This is a genomic window from Pseudomonas sp. NBRC 111123 (assembly GCF_001320205.1).
Lineage (GTDB): Bacteria > Pseudomonadota > Gammaproteobacteria > Pseudomonadales > Pseudomonadaceae > Aquipseudomonas > Aquipseudomonas putida_J.
This window is the reverse complement of the sequence record NZ_BCAZ01000050.1, coordinates 18,253-41,117: the sequence shown is the minus strand read 5'-3', so window position 1 is coordinate 41,117 and position 22,865 is coordinate 18,253. Positions and strand designations below refer to the sequence as shown.

The window sequence follows — 22,865 nt, the reverse complement described above, 5'->3', positions numbered from 1 at the left end:
GCGGGCCGAAAAACCATCAACCCCGGGCAAGTTCCGCCAGGTGAGCCGTAGCTTCTTCGCTCTTGAGCACCAACACGTCGCCTTCTAGAGCGTCCAGTACGACTTCCGAGGTATTGCCGATCAGGGCCCCGGAAATCCCGGTGCGAGCGACCGTGCCCATGACCGTGACCACGGCATCAAGCTGCTTCTCGAAATGGGGGATCAGCACATCCGCAGGCCCCTCCGCGACATGCAGGCGATCTTCACTGATATCGAATTCAGCCTGGAACGCGCTGCAGGCTTCCCGGTAGCGCTTTTCGATGGTCTCGCTCAGCTGATACACAGGATCAGACGCAGACAGCATGGGGGAGGGGTGTGCACTGATCACGTGCAGGTCGCCTTTGGCCAATCCGGCAATGGCATAACCATGGTCGATGATGCTGGCATGCAGCCGACGATGATCTTCGTCCTGGTTCCCCACATCCACCGCCGCGAGGATCACGCCTGCGGTCCATGGGCGTTCGCTTTTGACCATCAGTACCGCGCACGGGCACTGGCGCAGCAGTTTCCAGTCGGCAGGTGTCAGCAATGCCTTCTTGAGCGGGTTATCAGCTCGGTGTTCCTTGATGACCAGCTCACAACCCTCGGCCTGCTGCACATAGATGATCGACTCGTGCAGGCTCTCCTTCCACTTCTGCTCATGGGTGACGTTGTCATAACCGTCGTCATGCAGCTGGCTGCTGAGCAGGCTCAGCAAAGCGCTATGGTCATGTCTCTTGTCACACATCAACAGGTGCAGACGCGCACCGGTCACACCGGCAATCAGCTTTGCCCGGGTGAGTGCACGGCTATGGGCATGGTCGGGGTCAAGGACGACGAGGATGCTGCGGACGGCTTGCATGGCGTGAACTCCCTTCAAAGGTGGCGAGCAATGCCTGACTATAGTCGGCGCCCCTCGCGTCGCCGCTTGATGTACATCAAGCATAGTCACTGGTGCTACCCGTCGCCGTCGGTATAATCGCCGGTCTTGCCCGTTCAGTGTGGTTGTTCGCTTATGTCCCTGATCCCCGAAATCGATGCCTTCCTCGGCTGCCCGACCCCAGATGCCTGGATCGAAGCGGCACTCGCCGACCAGGAAACCTTGCTGATCGACCACAAGAACTGCGAGTTCAAGGCAGCCAGCACCGCCCTCAGCCTGATCGCCAAGTACAACACCCACCTGGACCTGATCAACATGATGTCGCGCCTGGCCCGTGAAGAGCTGGTGCACCACGAGCAGGTTCTACGCCTGATGAAGCGCCGCGGCGTGCCGCTGCGGCCAGTGTCGGCGGGGCGTTATGCGTCGGGCTTGCGTCGCCTGGTGCGGGCCCATGAGCCGGTGAAGCTGGTGGATACACTGGTGGTCGGGGCATTCATCGAAGCCCGCAGCTGCGAGCGCTTTGCGGCCTTGGTGCCACACCTTGATGAAGAGCTTGGCACCTTCTATCACGGCTTGCTGAAAAGCGAAGCACGCCACTATCAGGGCTACCTGAAACTGGCCCACCAGTATGGTGACGAGGCGGACATCGCCCGCCGCGTCACCCTGGTGCGTGAAGCTGAAGCCGAACTGATCCAGTCACCGGACCAGGAGCTGCGTTTCCACAGCGGTATCCCGATGGTGCAAGCTGCCTGACACTCAGTAGCGGCGCCCCAGCAGCAGGCCGATCACCAGGCCGAAGCCTGCGGACACCGCCACCGTCTGCCATGGGTGGCCACCAATGTAGTCCTGGGTGGCATCGACCACCGGTTGCGCCTTGGCGCGTACCTGGCCGGCGGCCTGGCGTGCCTGGCGCAGTTTCAGACTGACCTGCGCACGCAGGGTCTCGGCTTCTTCGCCAACCAGAGCGGCGCTTTCATCGAGCAGCTTTTCCGATTCTTCGATCAATGCCTGCAGTTCACTGAACATTTGGTCCTTGATCTGATCACTGTCGGCCAGAGCGGCGTTTTTACGGGCCATGAACACGTCCTCGTTGATGGAGTGGTTTGAACAATGGATGCCTGCGCGCCGGGAAAGTTGCGACAGCTTTGCCGATGATGCGACGCCACGGTGTAAGATAGCGGCCATTTTCAACAGGCAGGTACTTTCATGAGTTTCAATCTGGCCAACATGAGCTTCGAGGAACGGGCGCAGATCGAGGCAGAAAAGGCCCGGCTGTTCGAGATGTGGCAGAACAACCTGGGCAAAGCCAAGGGCGAAGCCGCGCGGCTGATTTCGGAAAAATCACGGCGTAAAGGCAAGTGGGCAGAGTGGGTACGTGCCGAGCTGGAGGGCATGTCGCCACCAGAGTACGCCAACATGGTGCGCAGCGAAGTCAACAAGATGATGGCCGCAGCCAGCGCTAACCGCTGATCTGGCGCCTCACCAATACAGGCTGCCATCCTTGGGCAGGTCCAGCGTGCCCTCGTCGCTGAAGCGCACCGTGCCCAAGGGGCCCCCGGCCAATTTGCCGCGCAGCTTGTAAGGCATCCCTTGCAGCGAATCGAGCTTGCCCAGGCCATATGCCTGACGCAGAAAGGCGAACGCCGTGATGCTTACCGGTACCACGATCACGGCTTCGTCGTAGCGGCCGATGTGCCCTTTCTGGTCACTGACCCCAGCTGCCAGTGGTTGGCCGTTGACCTCCAGGTTCAGCGCTACACCGTTGTAATCGATGGCCGACTCGTTGGGGTTTTGCACCCGCATCTTCACCGCCATGCGCATTTCCAATTCCTGCCCCGGCAGTGGCTCGATGCCGATCACACTGATATTGAGCGGGTCGCTGGCCTGAAACAGTGCACAGGCGTTCAGCCCGCCTGCCAGTAGCAGGACCAGAAGCAAACGAACGTAGCGGCGCAAATGGGCAACCATGGAGAAAGACCTTGCCGGCGAAGTTGAGACTGGAGTGTGGCAAATGCACGGCAGCGTTGAAAGTGTCGGGCCTAATGAAAGATACTGTTTCTCATTAACGCCCGATAATCCCTCTTGCTGGCAGTGTTTTTACCCAATGCTGACGTCTCCCGTGTCCGGTCTGCTGGCGAGTTTCCAGGAGCACTACGACGACCTTCTGCAGTTTCTTACCCGGCGCATGAACGACCGGCAGCGTGCCGCCGACGTGGCCCAGGAGACGTACCTGAAGCTGGTGAAGATCGACGAGCAAGCGGTACCGGTGCTGCATGCACGCAGCTTCATCTTCCGTGTAGCTGGCAACCTGGCCATCGATGCACTGCGCCGCGAGCAGCGTATCGCCGCCAGCCATGAGGACAGCGAAGGGGCAGGGGAGGTGGCCTGCCCGGCGCCCGCCCCGGAGGCAACGTTGCTGGCCCGCGAGCGACTGCAGATACTCGACGAGGCCCTGCTGCAGTTGTCCAGCAATGCGCGTCAGGCACTGTTGCTCAATCGAGTCGAGGGCCTCACCCAGGCGCAGATTGCACAACGACTGGGCGTTTCCGAGAGCATGGTGGCAAAATACATCGGCCACGCCCTGCGCCATTGCCGCGATTGGCTCAAGCACAACCATGACTGAAACTTCGACCATGCACGCGCCCCACCCCATCAGCGACCTGTCCGACGATGCCCTCGACTGGCAGGTGCTGTTGCACTCGGGCCATGCCAGTGCAAGTGACCGGGCCGGTTACCAGCGCTGGTGCCAGCTGAGCCTGGCGCATGCCGAAGCTGCGCGGGAGGCTGAGGCACTCTGGCAGGATCTTGGCCATACGCCGACTGCCCAAGTGTTTCAGGCAGCGCCTGCGCGGCGCAGCAAGTGGCACTGGGCATCGGGCATCGCCGCCTCACTGGTGCTGCTGGTGGCAGGCTACAGCGGTTGGCAAAACGTACCGGTGTGGCTGGCGGACTATCACACGGGCGTTGGCGAGCAGCAGCGCGTTACCTTGGCAGACGGTACGCGTGTCGTGCTCAATAGCGGCAGTGCCCTGAACGTGGCCTTCAGCACCAGCGAACGCAGGGTGACGCTGCAGGCTGGCGAGGCGCTGTTTGAAACCGCCGATGATCCGCGACCCTTCGTGGTCGAAACCGCCGGTGAGGCTGTGCAGGGCAGTGCGGCCACCTTCAGCGTGCGCCGTGACGGCCATGTGGTGCTGGCCAAAGGTGAAGCCTGGGTCGGTGCACAGCACCTGGCCATCGCCGCCGACGCCGGCGCGCAGACAGCCTGGCAGCGCGGCAAGTTGATCTTCAATGGCAAACCACTGCGCCAGGTACTGGCCGAACTCGAGCGCTACCAGCATGGCCGTATCGTGCTCTCCGACAACAAGCTCGCCGCACTCGAGGTCAGCGGCGTGTTTGACCTGAACGATCCGCAGGCCCTGCTGCGCACGCTGGAGCAGCGTTACGGCCTCAAGGTCACTTATCTGCCGTGGCTGGCAGTGGTGCACTGATTCTGTAAAAAATAATCGAAATATTTTTCATTTGGCGCTGCAAGTTCGTGCAGGCCAGATCGTCGTAGTGGGACTGATCAGCAACCCTTCTCAATCACGACTTGTCTGGAAGCTCATTCGTGCCTCTTTTGCCCAAGCCTACCCACCGTCGCGGCGGTCGCCTACACCATGCCTTGATGTCTTGCAGCGCCCTGGCAGTTCTTGCCGGCCCCCTGCAAGCATGGGCCGCCCCAGATGCGCAGGCACACATGCAGGCCCGCCAGGTCCAACTGGACCTGCCGGCACAACCCCTCGATCAGGCCCTGACTGCATTTGCCGACCAGGCCGGCCTGCACCTGCTGTACACCACGGGTGATGTAGCAGGCCTGAGCAGCCCGGCGCTGCAAGGCAGCTACAGCATCGAACAGGCGCTGCAGCTGCTGCTGGCCGGCAGTGACATGGCCTGGCAGTTCAGCGATGCCCGCACGGTTACCCTGCGCAAGGCGGGGCCAGCAGGGCAGGCGGTCAACCTCAAGCCTATCGAAGTCAGCGTTGCCTCGCGCACCAGCACCGCCATCAGCGAAATCCCCGGTACGGTGTGGGTGGTAGACCAACAGCAGCTGCGCGAACAGATCGACAGTGGGGTCAGCCTCAAGGAGGCCATCGGCAAGCTGGTGCCGGGCCTGGACCTGGCCCCCGAAGGGCGCACCAACTATGGCCAGAACATGCGTGGGCGCAATGTGCTGGTGATGATCGACGGTGTCAGCCAGAACAGCTCGCGTGGGCTGTCACGCCAGTTCGACAGCATTTCGCCGTTCAACGTCGAACGCGTCGAGGTGCTCTCCGGCGCCAGCGCCATTTACGGCGGCGGTGCCACCGGCGGCATCATCAACATCGTTACCAAGAAGGGCGAACCGGGCCCGGCACGCTTCGAAACCCAGCTCGGTGCCAGCAGTGGCTTCAACAACAGCGACGACCTGGCCACGCGCTTCGCCCAGTCGATCAGTGGCGGCAACGACCGGGTCAATGCGCGCCTGGGGATTTCCGGCGAGCAGAACGAAGCCTTCTACGACGGTGCGGGCGAGCAGATCTTCATCGACAACACCCAGACCGACCTGCAGTACAACCGCACCCTCGATGTGCTGGGCACTCTGGGCCTGAAACTCACCGATGAACAAAGCCTCGACCTGCTGGCCCAGTACTACGATTCCGGCAACCACGGCAGCACCGGTATCTACTTCCCCAACCTGAACTACAACGCCCCCTCCGACCTGGAGGACGCCGAACTGCGCAGCGGTTATTCCTCGGATCTGGAGCCTCGCACCCGGCGACTGCTGCTCAACGCCAACTACCACCATACCGATGTGCTGGGCCAGGACTTCTACCTGCAGGCCTCGTACCGCAAGGAAGACGACAATTTCTACCCGTTCCCGTACTACAACCGAGCCACGCCGACCGGCTCGCGCGGTGTGTACTTTGCCGCTTCGCAGCAGAATTTCGAGGTCACCAGCCTCAAGGGGCTGTTCGCCAAGCAGTGGGACACCCTCAAGCTGACCTATGGCGTCGACCTGGATCGGGAGCGCTTCAATGCCGACCAGACCACCTTCGATGCCCTGACTTCATCCGAGAGCGGCGGGCTGGACCTTGAAAAAGAGAGCAAGGCGCCGCGTTATCCCAGTTACCGGGTCGACGGTGTTTCGGTCTACGCCCAGCTCGACTGGCATGCCACTGACAACCTGACCCTGTCCGGTGGCGCCCGGCGCCAGCAGATGGACGTGGATGTCAGTGATTTCAAGGGCGTGCCCGGTGGCAGCAATGACTATGAGGTCAACCTGTACAACATTGGCGCCATCTACGACTTCAAGAACGGCCACCAGGTGTGGACCAACTATGGCGAAGGCTTCGACCTGCCGGACCCGGCCAAGTACTACGGCAAGCCTGGGCTGAGCGTGGCGGACAACCCGCTGGCTGGCATCAAGAGCCGCCAGGTCGAACTGGGCTGGCGCTATGCCGACCTGGATTGGGACGCGCAGGCGGCGCTGTACTACATCTGGTCGGACAAGATCATCAACGTCGATTCGCAAACCCTGACCATCAACGTCGAGGACCAGAAGAGCCGCGACTTCGGCTTCGAAGGCGCGCTGACCCGGCACTTCCAGACGGGTTGGGAAGCGGGCGGTACCGTGCACTTGACTCGTTCCGAGGAGGAAGGCGCCAACGGCGACTGGATCAAGCGTGATGCCCGTTATGCCTCGCTGTCCAAGGCCACCGCGTTCGTCGGCTGGAAGGGCGATGGCCGCAGTGCGCGGCTGCAGGCCAACCATGCCTTCAGCCTGAAGGATGATGCCGACCATGAGATCGACGGTTACACCACGTTTGACCTGCTGGGGAGCCAGGACACCGGTTTTGGGACCTTCAGCGCGGGGATCCAGAATTTGCTGGACAAGCAGTACAGCACGGTCTGGGGGCAGCGGGCCACGCTGTTCTATTCGCCGACCTATGGCCCGGCCTATCTTTATGACTACCAAGGCCGGGGTCGTACCTACACCCTGACCTGGAGCATGGCCTACTGAATGCTCCGGCCTCTTCGCGGGAAGGCCCGCTTTCACAGGTATTGGGCAACCTTCAAACCGTGCGCGATCCCTGTGGAAGCGGGCTTGCCCGCGAAGAGGCCGGTTTAGGCAAACGCCACCAGCAAATCATCCATGAATGCCGCCTGGGCCTCTCCAGCTACCTGTCCCCGATGCCGGGCCAAGGTGAATGGCACCACAAAATCCAGCCCCGGATCCAGCGCCCGCAACATCCCCTGAGCCTCCCAGCTCGCCGCGCAGTGGCACGGCAGATAACCAATGTGCCGCCCAGAGAGAATGAGCGTCAGCACGCTCTCGATCTGCTCCGCCACCGCCATGCTGCGCCGGCTCTGAAACGGCTCGCCGCCCTTGAGAAAGCGGTACGGGTGACGTACCTGATCCGCCTCCAGCAACTGCTCAAGCGTCACCTCGGTCGCATCGAACAGCGCATGCCCTTTGGCACAGTACAAACGCTGGCGCTCCTCGAACAAAGGTTGATAGTCGAACGCCGCCTGGTTGCCGGAAAAGTAGCTGATGGCGAAATCCAGCCGTTGTTCCAGCAGCAGCCGCTCCAGTTCCGCCGGAGGCGCGCTGATCAACTCCAGTTGCACCGATTCATCGCGTAGGCGAAAACGTGAAATGGCCATCGCCAGGCGCAGGTTTACGGCCGCATCCTGGTTTTCCGCAATGCCCACCCGCACCGTCCCCAGCAAGCGCCCGGCCACGCCGTTGGCCTGTTGGCGAAACAGCTCGATGTTCAGCAGCAGGCTACGTGCCGCCTCCAGCAGCAGCTCGCCCTTGTCGGTCAGGCGAAAGCCGCTCTTGCCGCGGCTGCACAGGCGATAGCCGAGCCGCGTTTCCAGCTGCGCCATGCGCTGGCTGATGGTGGGCTGGCTCAAGCCCAGCACGCCCTGGGCGGCACTGAAACCGCCGGCCTCTACTACAGTGACGAACAGCCGCAGCAGGTGCAGGTCAGGGTCGTGCAGTTGTCCGAGCATCACATTGCTCCTGAAGAATGTCAGCTTTGTAAACTTGCCATTCTTGCAATGTTACCCGGCTGGCATGCTGGCGGCATCCACCCCATTTGCCGAGGTGTCCGTCATGCGTCGATCGTTGTGCCTGTTGTCCCTGATTCTGGCCCTGCCGCTGCAGGCCGAAGAAAAGGTCGTCAATCTTTACAGCTGGGCCGACTACGTTGCCCCGGAAACGCTCAAGCGCTTCGAACAGGAAACCGGCTACAAGGTGCGCTACGACACCTTCGACACCACCGAGGTCCTGGAAACCAAGCTGCTCACCGGGCGCAGCGGCTACGACGTGGTGGTGCCCTCAGCCACCGTATTGGCCCGGGCGCTCAAGGCCAATGCCCTGCAACCGCTCGATGCGCAAGGCATGCCTGGTTACGCCAACCTCGACAAGGACCTGCTGGCCAAGCTGGCCGAGACCGACCCAGGCAACCGCTACGCCGTGCCCTACACCTGGGGCACCCTGGGCCTGGGGGTGAATGTCGAGGCGGTGCGCCAGCGCCTGGGCGATGTACCGCTGGACAGCCTCGACCTGTTGTTCAAGCCCGAGTACGCCAGCCGCCTGAAGGCGTGCGGCATCGCCATGCCGGACTCGCCACAGGAGGTGATCGGTGTCGCGCTCAACTACCTCGGCAAGGACCCGTACAGCCAGGACAAGGCAGATCTCAACGCCGCGCAGAACTTGCTGAACCAGCTGCAACCGTCGATCAGCTATGTCGCCAATGGCCGGCAGATCAGCGACCTGGCCAACGGCAGCGTGTGCCTGGCGCTGACCTACAATGGCGATGCTGCCATGGCCGCCGACCAGGCTCGCCGCGCCGGCAAACCGTTCGAGCTGATCTACCGCATCCCCCGTGAAGGCACGCTGGTCTGGCAGGACAACCTGGTCATTCCCAAGGATGCCCCGCACCCGCAAGCCGCCCGGGCCTTCATCGCCTTCATGCTCAAGCCAGAGTCGGTGGCGGCGCTGACCAATACGCTGTTCTTCGCCAATGCCAACCAGGCAGCGACGCCTCTGGTCGATGACGCCGTGCGCAACGACCCGGATATCTACCCACCAGCGGAGGTGCGTGGGCGGTTGTATGCCGACCGCAGCATGGCGCTGTCCGACCTGCGTCAGCGCAACCGGCTGTGGACGGCGTTCCGCAGCCGCCAGTGACCGACAACCACAAAGGAGCCCAACCGTGGAACAAGCCCAGAACAACGACCAGGCCATGACCCGCGACAGCCTGTACGGTACCGCAGCGGAAAGTACCTACGCCGGCATCACCAGTTTTTCCCGCCGGCGCTACAGCCGCGACTTGCGTGGGGTGGATGTGGTGGTCAGCGGAGTGCCGTTCGACACCGCCACCAGCAACCGCCCTGGCGCACGCTTTGGCCCGCGCGCGATCCGCGCTGCCTCGGTGCAGCAGGCTTGGGCGCGCCACTGGCCCTGGGCGTTCGACCCTTTCGACCACCTGGCCGTGATCGACTATGGCGACTGTGCCTTCGACAGCGGCACGCCGCAGTCGGTACCGGGCAGCATCCAGGCCCACGCCGAGCATATTCTTGAAGCGGGTTGCGCCATGCTCACCCTGGGCGGCGACCATTTCATCAGCTACCCCCTGCTCAAGGCCCATGCCCGCCGCCATGGCCCCCTGGCGCTGATCCATTTCGATGCGCACAGCGACACCTGGCCGGACGAAGAGGGGCGAATCGACCATGGCACCATGTTCTGGCATGCCGCACGGGAAGGGCTGGTCGATCCGTCCTGCTCGGTACAAGTCGGCCTGCGCACCACCAATGACGACAGCCAGGGCTTCGCCATTCTCGATGCCCGGCAGGTGCATCGCCAAGGTACCGAAGCGATCATCGCGGCGATCCGCCAGCGGGTCGGTGACCGGCCGGTGTACCTGACCTTCGACATCGATTGCCTCGACCCGGCCTACGCGCCCGGCACTGGCACCCCGGTGTGCGGCGGCCTGAGCACGGTGCAGGCACTGGAAATCCTGGGCGGCCTGCGTGGCATCAACCTGGTGGGCATGGACCTGGTGGAGGTGGCACCGGCCTATGACCATGCCGATATCACTGCGCTGGCCGGGGCCACCCTGGCCATGGAGATGCTGTGCCTGTACGCGGCGCGGCACAAGGTCGACGCAGTGCAAGGCCAATAGTGCCCGGTGATCGGCGAGCCGGATGGCCAACGCCATCAGGCCCATACTGAAACATCAGGAATCGCATTCACACTTTTGCCGCGAACCCTTCGCGCCTTAGGCTATCCAAACGCTCAAGGCGCGCTTTTTCGTACAGAGGTGAAGCATGAATCTTACATTGCCGACCCTGGCCATCGGTTTGGTGCTGTGCCTGCCGGTGCAGGCAGCGCCCGTGCAGCCACTGCAGCTCGCCGCCAGCAACAACAATCCGTACAACAGCCCGATTCAGCGCGCCAACCCCAATAGCCGCCAGGGCAGCATGCCGGCCACGCCACCCGTGCGTGGCCCGTCCACCCAGCCTGTGTACCGCACGCCAAGCCTGGATAACCGCGGCATCGGCAATGGCGACAACCTGCGCCGCCAGCAGCAGGCGCCGAACCTGGAACCCACCCGGCCGCCGCGTGACACCCAGCGCGCGCCTTGAGCCCCACTCGCGAGAAAGGAATTCTGCATGATCAAAGCTACCTGGCTGACAACCCTGACCGCTGCTGCACTGTTGCCTTTGATGGCCCATGCCGCCCCCGAGCAGCAGTTTCCCAGCGAGGAAGGGCAACTCACCGTCAGCACCTTGACCGACGGCCTGCGCAACCCCTGGGCGTTGGCATTCCTGCCCGGTGGCAAGGACATGCTGGTCACCGAGCGCCCCGGCAACCTGCGGGTGATCAATGCCGAAGGCAAGGTCGGCCCACCCATCAGCGGTGTGCCCAAGGTCTGGGCCGAAGGGCAGGGTGGCTTGCTCGACGTGGTGCTGTCGCCTGAGTTCGCCAAGGACCGTACGGTGTACCTGTCGTATGCCGAGGAGGGCAGTGATGGCAAGGCCGGCACGGCGGTGGGCCGTGGCCAGCTGTCCGAGGACCGCGCGCGGCTGGAGAACTTCAATGTCATCTTCCGCCAGCAGCCCAAGCTCTCGGTAGGCAACCATTTCGGCTCGCGTCTGGTGTTCGACCGTGACGGTTTCCTGTTCATCGCCCTGGGCGAAAACAACCAGCGCCCGACCGCCCAGGACCTGGACAAGCTGCAGGGCAAGATCGTGCGCATCCTGCCCGACGGTGAAGTACCGAAGGACAACCCCTTTGTCGGCAAGCAGGGTGTGCGTCCGGAAATCTGGTCGTTCGGCCACCGCAACCAGCAGGGCGCGGCATTGAACCCCTGGACGGGCAAACTCTGGACCCACGAGCACGGCCCACGCGGGGGCGACGAGATCAACATTCCGGCGCCGGGCAAGAACTATGGCTGGCCAATCGCAACACACGGTATCAACTACTCGCTGCTGCCTATCCCCGAGGCCAAGGGCAAGCATGTCGACGGCATGGTCGACCCGCACCATGTCTGGGAGAAGTCGCCCGGTATCAGCGGCATGGCCTTCTATGACAGCCCCACCTTCAAGGCCTGGGACCACAACCTGTTCATTGGTGCGCTGGCTACGCAGGAGCTGATTCGCTTGCAGCTCGATGGCGACAAGGTCGTCCATGAAGAGCGCTTGCTGGGTGAGTTGAAGGCACGCATCCGTGATGTGCGGGTGGGGCCCGATGGCTACCTGTATGTGCTGACCGATGCCAAGGATGGGGCACTGCTGAAGGTGGGGCTGGGCGAGGGCTGAGAGCGTTGTGGAGTACCTGTGGGAGCGGGCTTGCCCGCGAAAGGGCCAGTGCAGACAATGGAGCTCCAACAGGCCAAGCCAGTGACCATGCCCCTCGATCCGCAATCCCTCTATCAGCAGGCTTTAATTGAGCAAGGCTTCGCCCATGACCCGGCTCAGGCCCAGGCTGTCATGGCCCTGCAAACCTGTTTCGACGCCTTGGAAAATGGCCATGCCACACAGGGCCTGTACCTTTGGGGGCCGGTCGGTCGTGGCAAGACCTGGCTCATGGACCTGTTCCACCGTTGCCTGAACGTCCCGTCCCGGCGCCAGCACTTCCATCACTTCATGGCCTGGGTCCACCAGCGCCTGTTCCAGCTCAACGGCACTGCCGACCCCTTGCAGGCACTGGCCCGGGAACTGGCCGGGCAGATCCGTGTGTTGTGCTTCGACGAACTGTTCGTCAGCGACATCGGCGATGCGATCATCCTCGGCCGCCTGCTCCAGGTGCTGTTCGATCACGGTGTGGTGGTGGTCGCCACGTCCAACCAGCCACCGCAGCAGCTGTACCGCGATGGTTTCAATCGCGAGCGCTTTCTGCCAGCCATCAGCGCCATCGAGCGGCACATGCAGGTGCTTTCGGTGGCCGGTGAGCAGGACCATCGCCTGCACCCGGGGGCACAGCACCAGCGTTACTGGGTGGCCGAAGCGGGGACCGAAGGCGGTGCGCTGGCCGTGGTTTTCCAGCAGCTTAGCCCGGACGACCCTGGCAGCAGCGCACCACTGCAGATCGGCTCGCGGCAGATCGAAGTGATCCGCAGCAGCAGCCAGGCCGTCTGGTGCCGCTTTACCGAGCTTTGTGAACGCCCCTTGGCCGCCATGGAGTTCATGGCCTTGTGCGATCGCTTCCCGGCGATACTCGTCGAGGGTGTGCCGGCCCTGGGTGGTGAACAGCGGGCCGGGCGTATCGCCCGCGGCACCGAGGATGGCGCGGCGCGTGTCGCGGCAGGCGACCGCGAGCTGCCGATGCTGTCAGCCAAGGACGACGCCGTGCGTCGTTTCATCGCCTTGGTCGACGAATGCTATGACCGCCGGGTGGCGCTATACCTGGAGGCGCAGGTTCCCCTTGATGCCCTCTACACTCAAGGGTATCTGGCGTTCCCGTACCAAAGGACCTTGAGCCGGCTACGGGAGATGCAACTGCAACGCTTCGCCTGAAGGAGCCGAACCATGGAGCCGCTGTCGCATCATCTGCTGACCCAGGCCTACAACAATGGCTGGGCCAACCACCGCCTGTACAAGGCCTGCCTGCAACTGACCCACGATGAGTTCGTCGCCCCCCGTTGCAGCTTCTTCCCGTCGATCAAGGCCACCCTCAACCACCTGCTTACAGTGGACTGGTTCTACCTCGACATGCTCGAGTGCGAACAGCGCGGTGAGGCGCCGCACCCGGATGGCGAGCGCTTCTTCGAACCGGAGCAACCGTTCGCCACCTGTACTGACCTGCATGCCGAGCAGGCCCAGGCCGATCACCGGCTGATTGCCTATTGCAGCCTGTTGCAGGACGCCCAACTGGAGCGTTACGTGAGCATCGTGCGGCCGCAACGGATTCAGCGCGAACAGCGGCTACGCCTGCTGGCACACCTGTTCGAGCACCAGATCCATCACCGTGGGCAGGTGCATGCGATGCTCAGCGACACGGCGGTACGGCCACCGCAGCTGGATGAGTTTTTCTGCGAAGATGAAGCCGACCTGCGGGCGCTGGATTTTGCCGAGCTCGGCTGGACCGAGGCGCAGGTCTGGAGATTGTAGGGGGCCGCTGTGCGGCCCTTTCGCGACACAAGGCCGCTCCTACAGGAGAATGCGGTCCCTTGTAGGAGCGGCCGTGTGTCACGCATGGGGCGCAACGCGCCCCCATTCATCGGGTCAGCGGCCGAGCCACTCCACCAGTGTCCGGTTGAAGCGCCGTGGCTCCTCGATCTGCGGCGCATGCCCCATGCCCTCGAAGGTTACCAGCTCGCCCTGGGAATCAGCTTGGCTACCTGCGGCCCCAACACCTGGTACTTGCCCAACTTCGCCTTCACCTCTGGTGGGGCGATGTCGCTGCCGATCGCTGTGGTGTCCTGGTCGCCAATCAGCAGCAGTGTGGGCATCTTCAGGTCCTTGAACTCGTGATACACCGGCTGGGTGAAGATCATGTCGTAGATCAGCGCCGAGTTCCACGCCACCGCTTCATGCCCGGGCCCCTTGTTCAGCCCCACCAGCATCTGCACCCAGCGCTCGTACTCAGGCTTCCAGCGCCCCGCGTAGTAGGTCTTGCGCTCATACTCACGCACGCCTTCGGCATCGAGCTTGAGTTCGCGGGCATACCACTGGTCCACCGTACGATACGGCACGCCCAGTGCTTTCCAGTCCTCCAGGCCGATCGGGTTGACCATTGCCAGGCGCTCGACCTGCTGCGGGTACATCAGTGCATAGCGGGTAGCGAGCATGCCCCCGGTGGAGTGGCCGAGGACGATTGCCTGCTTGATGCCCAACTGCTCGAGCAGGGCGTGGGTGTTCACCGCCAGTTGCTGGAAGCTGTACTGGTACTGGGCCGGCTTGCTCGAAGTGCAGAAGCCAATCTGGTCGGGGGCAATTACCCGATAGCCCGCCTGGCTCAAGGCGTCGATGGTGGTTTCCCAGGTGGCGGCGCAGAAGTTCTTGCCGTGCATCAGTACCACGCTGCGGCCATTGGCCTGGCCTTGGGCCGGCACGTCCATGTAGCCCATCTGCAGGTGCTGGCCCTGGGACTGGAAATCGAAATGCTTGAGTGGGTGAGGGTAGCTGAAGCCTTCGAGCTGTTTGCCGTAGGTGGGCGATTCGGCGGCGATGGCCGGGGCGCCGACGAGGCAGGCCAGGGCCAGGGCGGTTGCGCGCAGCATGGGGGCACTCCGTGTAGGACCATGTAGGAATTGGCGACTGTAGCAGTCAGTGGACCACCTTAAACGTTAAAGGTGTTACCAGGCGTGAAACCCGCCCAGGGTAATCATCGCCACGATGATATAGCGCCCTGCCTTGGCCAGGGTGACCAGCAGCAGAAAGCGCCAGAACGGCTCGCGCATGATGCCGGCGATCAAGGTCAGCGGGTCGCCGATCACCGGCATCCAGCTCAGCAGCAGCGACCATTGCCCCCAGCGTTGGTAACGTTGCTGCGCCCGCTCCAGTTGGCGGGTGCTGAAAGGGAACCAGCGCCTGTCACGCAGGTGCTCGATGGCCCGGCCGAGCAGCCAGTTGACCACCGAACCGAGCACATTGCCCAGGGTGGCGACCAGCAGCAGCGTCAACCAGGCTTCGGGCTGGCGCAGCAGCAGGCCGACCAGCACAGCCTCCGATTGCAGCGGCAGCAGCGTGGCGGCACCGAAGGCGCTGAGAAACAGCGCCCAGAGGCTCAGCATCAGTAGCTGGCGACCACGGTGTCCTGGCCATCCTGGGTCACGCCGATGACCTGGTAGGCATCCTTGTGGTCACCCATTTCCATGCCGGGCGAACCCATGGGCATGCCTGGCACGGCCAGCCCCTTGAGGTCGCTGCGCTTGGCCAGCAGGCGTACCTGCTCGGCGGGCACATGGCCTTCGACGAACTTGCCGTCGATCACCCCGGTGTGGCATGACGCCAGGCGCGGCGCCACCCCCATGCGCTGCTTGACGGCGCTCATGTTCGGCTCGACATGGTCGTTGACGGTGAAACCGTTGTCGCGCAGGTGGCTGATCCAGGCCTTGCAGCAGCCACAGTTGGGATCGCGATAGACATCGATGGTTTCGGCAGCCTGGGCCAGGCCGGTGATGGCCAGCAGGCCGAAGGTGATCAGGTGTTTACGCAGCATGGTCAAACAACTCCTTAGAAACGCAGGCGTATGCCCGCCACCAGGCGGGTCTGGCCGAGGTCTTCGCCATCTTCACGGGCCTGGCTTGCGCGGTTGCCGTGCAGGCGCTCGAAGCTCACCCCGACATAGGGCGCAAAGCCTCGGCTGATTTCGTAGCGCAGGCGCAGGCCGACTCCGCTGTCGGCCAACCCGGCACCTTGTTCACGGCCGGCATCGTTGCGGCCAAAAAAATTGGCTTCCAGGGTCGGCTCGAGGATCCAGCGGTTGCTCAGCAGGATAGCGTAAGCGGCCTCCAGGCGCAGCGCGCTCTGTTGTCGCTCGCCGGCATAGGCTGTGGCTTGGAGTTCCAGGCCGTACAGCGGGGTGCCCTGGATGCCGAAGGCGGCCCAAGCCTGCCCGCTGCCCGGCTTGAAGTCTTGACGCAGGCCGCCGACCAGCTCCCACCACGGGCTGATCGCGTGCCCCCACAGCGCCTGCAACTCGGCCTTGTGGGTCTTGCCTTGTTGCCGTTCGCCCTCGGTGCGAAGCCACAGGCGATCGATGTCGCCGCCGACCCAGGCCGTGGCGTTCCATTTGAGGGCGCTGCTGCTTTCGACATGCTGGTATTCCAGCTGATCGACGATCACCGCCCAGTTGATTGCGTGGTCGTGCACCTGGTGGCCGGGCAGGGGCGGGAAGGCGGCCTGGCGGTCGGCGTCGTTCAGTACCGGGAGCGGCGTACGGGGTTGGCTCGGCGCACTGGCGTGGTTCATCTGGCCATGGCTTGTCTGACTGTGTTCCGTTGGCATGGCGTCATGGTTCATGTGCGCCATGCCGGCGGCCATGGCCCGTTCGCTGGCCAGCAGCGCGGCCAGGGCGACGCCGGTGACCAGGCGCCGGTTGTTGAGCTCATTCATCGACCCGTACCTCGCGGAACATGCCGGTCTCCATGTGGTAGAGCAGGTGGCAGTGGTAGGCCCAGCGGCCCAGGGCATCTGCGGTGACCCGGTAACTGCGGCGGCTGCCGGGCGGGATGTCGAGCGTGTGCTTGCGCACCAGGAAGCGCCCGTGCTCGTCCTCCAGGTCGCTCCACATGCCATGCAAGTGGATGGGGTGGGCCATCATGGTGTCGTTGACCAGGGTGATGCGTACGCGCTCGCCGTAAGCCAGGCGCAAGGGTGCGGCATCGCTGAACTTGACCCCGTCGAACGACCAGGCGAAGCGCTCCATGTGCCCGGTCAGGTGCAGCTCGATTTCCCGTGAGGGTTCGCGACCGTCCGGGTCGGGGTAGGGGCTGCGCAGGTCGGCGTAGGTCAGCACCCGGCGACCCTTGCCACGCAGCCCGATGCCGGGGTCAGCCAGGTTGGGCCGGGGGGCCAGGGTCTGCATGTCGACCAGCGGGTTGCCGGTTTCGCTGGCCGGGTGCTGCTGCATGGCCATCATCGCTGAGTGATCCATGCCGGCCATGTTGCTATGGTCCATGCTCGCCATGCCGCCGTGGCCCATGTCGGCCATGCCCAGCACCGGCCGGGGGTCGGGTTGCGGCACTGGCGCCTGCAAGCCGCTGGCGCGGGCCAGGGTTCCGCGGGCATAGCCGCTGCGGTCCATGCTCTGGGCGTACAGGGTGTAGGCGGGCAGGTCGCCCACAGTCACCAGCACGTCATAGGTTTCGGCCACGGCGATGCGCAGTTCGTCCACGGTCACGGGCGTCACCGGCAGGCCGTCGGCGGCGATTACCGTGAGCTGCAGGCCGGGGATGCGGAAATCGAAATAGGTCATGGCCGAGGCGTTGATCAGCCGTAGGCGTACGGTTTCGCCGGGCTGGAACAGGCAGGTGAAGTTACCGTCCGGTGGCTGGCCGTTGAGCAGGTAGGTGTAGGTGGCAGCGCTGATGTCGGCGAGGTCGGTGGGGCTCATGCGCATGCGCGCCCAGCTCAGGCGTTCGTCAACGGTGTTGTCCCAGCCCTGTTGCGCGACGTCGTCGATGAAATCGCCAAGTGTGCGCTTGTGGTCGTTGAAGGCGTCGGACTGCTTTTTCAGGGTCGCCAGCAACGCTTCGGGCGCCTCGTCGGACCAGTCGCTGAACAGCAGCACATGGTCGCGCTGGTAGACGTGCGGCTCGGGCTCGCGTGGCGCGATGACGATCGCGCCATAGACCCCGGCCTGCTCCTGCAAGCCAGAATGGCTGTGGTACCAGTAGGTACCGCTTTGGCGCAGGGTAAACCGGTACAGGTAGTCGCCACCCGGCGCGATGCCAGCGAAGCTCAGGCCTGGCACACCGTCCATGTTGGCCGGCAGGAGGATGCCGTGCCAGTGGATCGAGCTGCTTTGGTCAAGATGGTTGCGCACGCGCAGGGTCACCGTGTCGCCTTCACGCCAGCGCAGCAGCGGGCCGGGCAGGCTGTCATTGACGGTCAGCGCGGTCCGTGGTCGGCCGGTGATGTTGATCAGGGTCTGGCCGATGAACAGCTCGAAGTGCTGGCCGGCCAGCTCGCGGTCAGCGCTGGCCTGTGCCAGCGGGCGCCACAAGCCCAGGCCGGCCAGTGTGGTGGCGGCGCCCAGGCCTTTGACGAAGGTGCGGCGGGTTGGGTTGCGCAACATGGCGTGGCCTCATGCAGGAGAGCCACGATCCTCGCCGGTTGCGCCTGTCAGCTGGCTGAGGCGCAGATTACAGCGTTGTCAGGCGCTTGTTCATCGTTGCCCAGGTCGCGCATCAGCAGGCCAAACTCAAGGGCAACCTGCTCGGGGATCGGCAGGTACACCACATGGCCGTCACCGGGCGCCACCTCGATGGCGTGCTGCTGGCGATCGAGCAGGCGGTGCAGGTCGAAGTGGTAGTTGCCGCGCGGGGTCATCAATTCCAGGTGGTCACCCAGGGCGAAGCGGTTCTTCACCTTGACCTCGGCCAGGCCGTCGACGCGCACCCCCGTCAGTTCACCGACGAACTGCTGGCGCTCGGACAACGAATTGCCGCGCAGGTAGTTCTGGTATTCATCATGCACATGGCGGCGCAGGAAGCCCTCGGTATAGCCGCGCTGGGCCAGCGATTCGAGGTTGTCCATCAGCGCCATGTCGAACGGCCTCCCGGCTGCGGCATCGTCGATGGCTTTGCGGTAGGACTGCACGGCCCGCGCGCAGTAGAAGTGGCTCTTGGTGCGGCCCTCGATCTTCAGCGAGTGCACGCCCATGGCCGCCAGGCGCTCGACGTGCTGGATGGCGCGCAGGTCCTTGGCGTTCATGATATAGGTGCCATGCTCGTCCTCGAAGGCCGGCATCTCGCTGCCCGGGCGATTGCTCTCCTGCAGCAGGAATACCTGTTCGGTGGGCGCGCCGACGCCCAGGGTCGGCTCGACCTCGCGGACAATGTCGCCGGTGGTATTTTCGGTGGCAGGCGTGGCCTCGTATTTCCAGCGGCAGGCGTTGGTGCAAGTGCCTTGGTTGGCATCGCGCTTGTTCAGGTAACCGGACAGCAGGCAACGGCCGGAGTAGGCCATGCACAGGGCACCGTGGACGAATACTTCCAGCTCCATGCCCGGTACTTGCTGGCGAATCTCTTCGATTTCCTCCAGTGACAGTTCGCGCGACAGGATCACCCGGCTCAGGCCCAGTTGTTGCCAGAACTGCACGCTGGCCCAGTTCACCGTATTGGCCTGCACCGACAGGTGCACCGGCATCTGCGGAAAATGCTGGCGCACCAGCATGATCAGGCCGGGGTCGGACATGATCAGCGCATCGGGCGCCATCTCTACCACTGGCGCCAGGTCCTTGAGGAAGGTCTTCAGCTTGGCGTTGTGCGGGGCGATGTTGACCACCACATAGAAGCGTTTGCCCAGGGCATGCGCCTCGCTGATGCCCAGCGCCAGGTTGGCGTGGTCGAACTCATTGTTGCGCACCCGCAGGCTATAGCGCGGCTGGCCGGCGTAGACCGCGTCGGCACCGTAGGCGAAGGCATAGCGCAGGGTCTTGAGGCTGCCAGCAGGGGCGAGCAGTTCGGGCTTGGCGGGTCGATTCATGGGCGCACCGGGGCAAAGGCGCGGATGCTAACGGCTGATCGGGGGTATGGTATTGATTTGAATCAAGACCAAGGTGGCACTTTTGCGCAGGTGGCGTGCACTAATAACCATGACACTTGAGGATTCGCCATGAACCAAGACGCGCTACAGAACAGAGCCCTCGCCGTACTCCTGGCTCTGGTGACCATCGCCTTCGTGTGGATCCTGTTGCCCTATTATGGCGCCATCTTCTGGGCGGTGATTCTCGGCATCCTGTTCGCGCCGTTGCAGCGCCACTTGTTGATCCGCTTCGGCCGGCGCCGCAACCTGGCAGCGTTCACCACCTTGCTGGTGTGCCTGCTGGTGGCAGTGCTGCCGGTGATCATCACCAGTGCCTTGCTGATGCAGGAAGGCGCCACCTTGTACCAGCGTATCGAGAGCGGGCAGCTGGACATCGCCAGTTATGTCGCACGGGGCAAGGACATGCTCCCGGCCTTTGCCCAGCATGGGCTGGACACCATGGGCATGGGCAACCTGGACGGGCTGCGCGACAAGATCACCAAATGGGCCACCCAGGGCAGCCAGGTGCTGGCCGGCCAGGTCTTCAACTTTGGCCAGGGCACCTTCGAGTTCCTGGTGAGCTTCGGCATCATGACGTACCTGCTGTTCTTCTTCCTCCGCGAAGGCGCCGACGTGGCCCGCCGGGTGCGTCTTGCGGTACCGCTGCCGGAGCACCAGAAGCGCCGCTTGCAACTGAAGTTCAGCCGTGTGGTGCGGGCCACGGTCAAGGGCAATGTCCTGATGGCCATTACCCAGGGTGCGCTGGGTGGTTTGATCTTTTGGGTGCTGGATATCCCCAGTGCGCTGGTGTGGGGCGTGCTGATGGCGTTCCTGTCGCTGTTGCCGGCGGTGGGGGCGGGGATCGTCTGGGCGCCGGTGGCGGCGTACTTCCTGCTCACCGGGGCGATTTTGCCAGGGGTGATCCTGACGGCGTTCGGGGTACTGGTGATCGGCTTGGTGGACAACCTGTTGCGGCCGATCCTGGTGGGCAAGGACACGCGCATGCCCGATTACCTGATTCTGGTGTCCACCTTGGGCGGGCTGGCGGTATTCGGGCTCAATGGCTTCGTGATCGGGCCGTTGATCGCGGCGCTGTTCGTCTCCAGCTGGGCGATTTTCGCCGCGACCAAACCCCAGGTGCAGTTGCCGTCCTGAGCCGCTGCGTCAACGGAAGCTGTACGAAACGCCGGCGTAAACGCCAAAGCCTTCACCCGGTGTCGAGCGGGCAACATCCTGCCCGGCGTCGTTGTACCCCGGCGTCACCGTAGCGGCATAGCGCTTGTCGGTCAGGTTGCGCAGGTCCAGCCAGGTTTGCCAGTCCTGTTTCGGCGAGTTCCAGCCCAGGCGCGCACCGAGCAAAGCATAGGCATCGGCGTGGTAGCTGTTGGCGTAGTCAACCTGCACGTTCGACGCCATCTGCGTGTTGACCCCGGCGTAGAAACCGCTCGGCCAGTCGTAGCGCAGTTCGGCCTGGTAATAGTGCATGGGGATGCCGGGCAGGCGGTTGTCGCCGAACGTGTCGTCGTCGCGGTAATGGAAGTCGCTGAAGGTGTACGCCTGGCGCAGGCTCAGCTTGCCCGTGCCGGGTTGCTCCCAGAGGTTGCTTTCCAGGCCGGCTTCGACGCCCTGGTGCACGGTGGGGCTGGCGTTGAACTCCTTGAACGGCAAGCCTTGCACGACCTCGACGTTCAGCAGTTCATGACGCACTTGCGAGTAGTACCAGGCCAGGTCCCAACGCCCCAGCGCCGAATCGCCGCGGGCGCCCAGTTCCAGGGTGGTGGCGGTCTGGTTCTGCATCTTCATGGGCTGGTTGGTGACCGGCGCGCTCCAGACCAGGGACCACGGATGCGGTGGCTCCACCGAACGGCTGAGGTTGCCATAAACCTGAAGGTCCGGGCGAAGGTCGTAACGCAAGCCAATGCGTGGCGCATAGTCCCAGTCATGCTGGCTTACCTTGCCGCCATCGGCAGGGTACGTGACATCGCTTTCACGACGGGTGTAGATCATCGCCAGCCCGGTGGTCAGCCACAGGTCAGGGATCAGCTCCAGGTCGTTGCCCACATGCAACACGGTGTCCGACCCCTGATAGGTGAAGTCACGCGTGCGTGCGCCGACTACATCGTTGACCCGCGAGAACTGCGAGGCGCCACTGTTGGGCAGGTGCTTGGTGGTGCGCCAGCCGATGGTGGTCTTGCTCTCGTGGCCGAACAAGGTGTCGCGACGGAAGTAGTTCAGTGTGCCGCTGGCATCGGCGTAGGCCACCTTCAGGCGCATGGCGCCCTCGCGCAAGTCCATCGGGTAGTCGTGATAGACCAGCCCGGCCTCCAGGCGTGAGTCGTCGTCGAGGTAGAACGTGGTCTTGTTGCCCACCCAGGTGCTACCCGGTTGCGGGCGGCTGTCGTTGCGCGACAGGTAGCCCGGGTTGGCAGCGCGAGGGTCGTGCTTGATCTGCTCCTTGGTCAAGCGCCCGGCCAGGTCGTTTTCGGTTTCCCGGTAACGCAGGTAGAAGCGCGTCTCCAGGTTCGGGTTGAAGCGGTAGCCGACGTCGGCGGCGATGCCTTTCGCGCTACCGCTGCTATGCGCCTGGTAGCCGTCGTACTCCGAGTCGGTCAGGGCCACGTAGTAGTCGAGATTGCCCAGCACGTGCCCCGCGCTGATGTGGCGGTGCTGGTAACCGCGGCTGCCGACCTCGTAGCGCACCTGCAAGGGCGCGGCGTCGTAGCCGGTGTGGGTCACATAATTGATTGACCCACCCAGGGCCAGCGAGCCTTGGTCGAAGCCGTTGGCCCCGCGCAACACTTCGGCCCGGTTCAGCCATAACGGTTCGAACAGCTCGTAGGGCGTACCGCCGGGGCCGGTCAGCGGCAGGCCGTCGAACATCGTGTATACCCCGGAGCCATGGGCGCCAGGGGCTCGGTTGATACCCGAGCCGCGGATCGACAGCTTGATGCCATCGTTGCCCGCCGATTGAGCGAACACGCCGGGCTGATAGGCCAAGACGTCCTGATTGCTGGCGACCCGGCCTTGCCCGACGCGTTGCATGTCCACCAGGTTGGTGGCGCCTGGCACCGCACGCAGGCGTTCGCGGGCGTCGTTCAGTTCGCTTTGTTCTTCATCGTTGATCAGCACCTGGCCCAATTCAACGGCAGGCGCTGCCGCAGTTTGCTGGCTGACCGTGAACATGGCCAGCAGGCCAAGGTAAGACGAGAAGGGTAAAACGGGACGCATCGTACAACTC

General features: G+C 63.7%; 21 protein-coding genes and 2 pseudogenes. 12 read left to right on the top strand and 11 right to left on the bottom strand.

Annotated features, from left to right (window positions below; all coding sequences use genetic code 11):
• Positions 1–16: 16 nt before the first annotated feature.
• On the bottom strand, positions 17–880 hold the full coding sequence (locus APH27_RS21355) for a universal stress protein (protein ID WP_060485840.1): 864 nt from the start codon (positions 878–880) through the stop codon (positions 17–19).
• 153 nt (positions 881–1,033) lie between these two features.
• Here APH27_RS21355 and APH27_RS21350 point away from each other — a divergent pair, with 153 nt between their 5' ends.
• Positions 1,034–1,651, top strand: coding sequence for a tRNA-(ms[2]io[6]A)-hydroxylase (locus tag APH27_RS21350; RefSeq protein WP_027920630.1), 618 nt, complete (start codon positions 1,034–1,036; stop codon positions 1,649–1,651).
• Positions 1,652–1,654: 3 nt separating this feature from the next.
• On the opposite strand, the gene APH27_RS21345 is transcribed toward APH27_RS21350, so the two are convergent.
• Complete coding sequence (locus APH27_RS21345; protein ID WP_027920629.1) at positions 1,655–1,975, bottom strand: YqjD family protein; 321 nt, start codon at positions 1,973–1,975, stop codon at positions 1,655–1,657.
• A 129-nt stretch (positions 1,976–2,104) separates the two neighbouring features.
• Between APH27_RS21345 and APH27_RS21340 the strand changes: the two genes are divergently transcribed.
• Positions 2,105–2,368, top strand: a complete 264-nt coding sequence (locus APH27_RS21340; RefSeq protein WP_027920628.1) for a hypothetical protein — start codon at positions 2,105–2,107, stop codon at positions 2,366–2,368.
• Positions 2,369–2,377: 9 nt separating this feature from the next.
• Here the strand turns inward: APH27_RS21340 and APH27_RS21335 are convergent, their stop codons facing one another.
• The gene (locus tag APH27_RS21335) at positions 2,378–2,866 is read right to left on the bottom strand and encodes an LEA type 2 family protein (RefSeq protein ID WP_027920627.1); all 489 of its coding nucleotides are present in this window, start codon (positions 2,864–2,866) and stop codon (positions 2,378–2,380) included.
• Between the two features lie 136 nt (positions 2,867–3,002).
• On the opposite strand from APH27_RS21335, the pseudogene APH27_RS21330 reads away from it, so the two are divergent.
• The 3 genes and pseudogenes from APH27_RS21330 to APH27_RS21320 form a co-directional block, all read left to right on the top strand.
• A pseudogene (locus tag APH27_RS21330) lies at positions 3,003–3,509 on the top strand (RNA polymerase sigma factor); the annotation flags it as partial.
• A gap of 4 nt (positions 3,510–3,513) precedes the next feature.
• Positions 3,514–4,389, top strand: coding sequence for a FecR domain-containing protein (locus APH27_RS21325; protein ID WP_256250673.1), 876 nt, complete (start codon positions 3,514–3,516; stop codon positions 4,387–4,389).
• 128 nt (positions 4,390–4,517) lie between these two features.
• Positions 4,518–6,941, top strand: a complete 2,424-nt coding sequence (locus tag APH27_RS21320; protein WP_060485839.1) for a TonB-dependent receptor — start codon at positions 4,518–4,520, stop codon at positions 6,939–6,941.
• Between the two features lie 104 nt (positions 6,942–7,045).
• On the opposite strand, the gene APH27_RS21315 is transcribed toward APH27_RS21320, so the two are convergent.
• Complete coding sequence (locus tag APH27_RS21315) at positions 7,046–7,936, bottom strand: LysR family transcriptional regulator (protein ID WP_027920625.1); 891 nt, start codon at positions 7,934–7,936, stop codon at positions 7,046–7,048.
• A gap of 103 nt (positions 7,937–8,039) precedes the next feature.
• Here APH27_RS21315 and APH27_RS21310 point away from each other — a divergent pair, with 103 nt between their 5' ends.
• From APH27_RS21310 to APH27_RS21285, 6 genes are all read left to right on the top strand, one after another.
• Entirely contained in the window at positions 8,040–9,119 is a 1,080-nt protein-coding gene (locus tag APH27_RS21310; RefSeq protein ID WP_060485842.1) for an extracellular solute-binding protein, read from the top strand.
• 25 nt (positions 9,120–9,144) lie between these two features.
• Positions 9,145–10,113: an agmatinase gene (speB, locus tag APH27_RS21305; protein WP_060485838.1), complete on the top strand. Its 969-nt coding sequence runs from the start codon at positions 9,145–9,147 to the stop codon at positions 10,111–10,113.
• Positions 10,114–10,258: 145 nt separating this feature from the next.
• Complete coding sequence (locus APH27_RS21300) at positions 10,259–10,576, top strand: hypothetical protein (protein WP_060485837.1); 318 nt, start codon at positions 10,259–10,261, stop codon at positions 10,574–10,576.
• 27 nt (positions 10,577–10,603) lie between these two features.
• Positions 10,604–11,752 (top strand): PQQ-dependent sugar dehydrogenase, encoded by a 1,149-nt coding sequence (locus APH27_RS21295; protein WP_060485836.1) that lies wholly within the window; start codon positions 10,604–10,606, stop codon positions 11,750–11,752.
• 87 nt (positions 11,753–11,839) lie between these two features.
• On the top strand, positions 11,840–12,949 hold the full coding sequence (zapE, locus tag APH27_RS21290; protein WP_060485841.1) for a cell division protein ZapE: 1,110 nt from the start codon (positions 11,840–11,842) through the stop codon (positions 12,947–12,949).
• A gap of 12 nt (positions 12,950–12,961) precedes the next feature.
• Positions 12,962–13,543, top strand: coding sequence for a DinB family protein (locus APH27_RS21285; protein ID WP_027920619.1), 582 nt, complete (start codon positions 12,962–12,964; stop codon positions 13,541–13,543).
• A gap of 114 nt (positions 13,544–13,657) precedes the next feature.
• Here the strand turns inward: APH27_RS21285 and APH27_RS21280 are convergent.
• The 6 genes and pseudogenes from APH27_RS21280 to yegQ all read right to left on the bottom strand — a co-directional run bounded on the left by APH27_RS21280 (position 13,658) and on the right by yegQ (position 19,588).
• Positions 13,658–14,655, bottom strand: a pseudogene (locus APH27_RS21280) (alpha/beta fold hydrolase).
• 75 nt (positions 14,656–14,730) lie between these two features.
• Positions 14,731–15,168 (bottom strand): YqaA family protein, encoded by a 438-nt coding sequence (locus tag APH27_RS21275; RefSeq protein ID WP_027920617.1) that lies wholly within the window; start codon positions 15,166–15,168, stop codon positions 14,731–14,733.
• Entirely contained in the window at positions 15,168–15,596 is a 429-nt protein-coding gene (locus APH27_RS21270) for a DUF411 domain-containing protein (protein ID WP_027920616.1), read from the bottom strand. The genes APH27_RS21275 and APH27_RS21270 overlap by 1 nt, the downstream gene beginning before the upstream one ends.
• A 14-nt stretch (positions 15,597–15,610) precedes the next feature.
• Entirely contained in the window at positions 15,611–16,492 is an 882-nt protein-coding gene (locus APH27_RS21265) for a copper resistance protein B (protein ID WP_060485835.1), read from the bottom strand.
• A complete protein-coding gene (locus tag APH27_RS21260; protein ID WP_060485834.1) occupies positions 16,485–18,176 on the bottom strand; it encodes a copper resistance system multicopper oxidase in 1,692 nt (563 codons plus the stop codon). The genes APH27_RS21265 and APH27_RS21260 overlap by 8 nt, the downstream gene beginning before the upstream one ends.
• Before the next feature lie 47 nt (positions 18,177–18,223).
• Positions 18,224–19,588, bottom strand: coding sequence for a tRNA 5-hydroxyuridine modification protein YegQ (yegQ, locus tag APH27_RS21255; protein ID WP_060485833.1), 1,365 nt, complete (start codon positions 19,586–19,588; stop codon positions 18,224–18,226).
• Between the two features lie 129 nt (positions 19,589–19,717).
• Here yegQ and APH27_RS21250 point away from each other — a divergent pair, with 129 nt between their 5' ends.
• A complete protein-coding gene (locus APH27_RS21250; RefSeq protein ID WP_027920612.1) occupies positions 19,718–20,782 on the top strand; it encodes an AI-2E family transporter in 1,065 nt (354 codons plus the stop codon).
• A gap of 9 nt (positions 20,783–20,791) precedes the next feature.
• Here APH27_RS21250 and APH27_RS21245 read toward each other — a convergent pair whose 3' ends face one another.
• Complete coding sequence (locus APH27_RS21245; RefSeq protein ID WP_060485832.1) at positions 20,792–22,855, bottom strand: TonB-dependent receptor domain-containing protein; 2,064 nt, start codon at positions 22,853–22,855, stop codon at positions 20,792–20,794.
• Positions 22,856–22,865 lie beyond the last annotated feature (10 nt).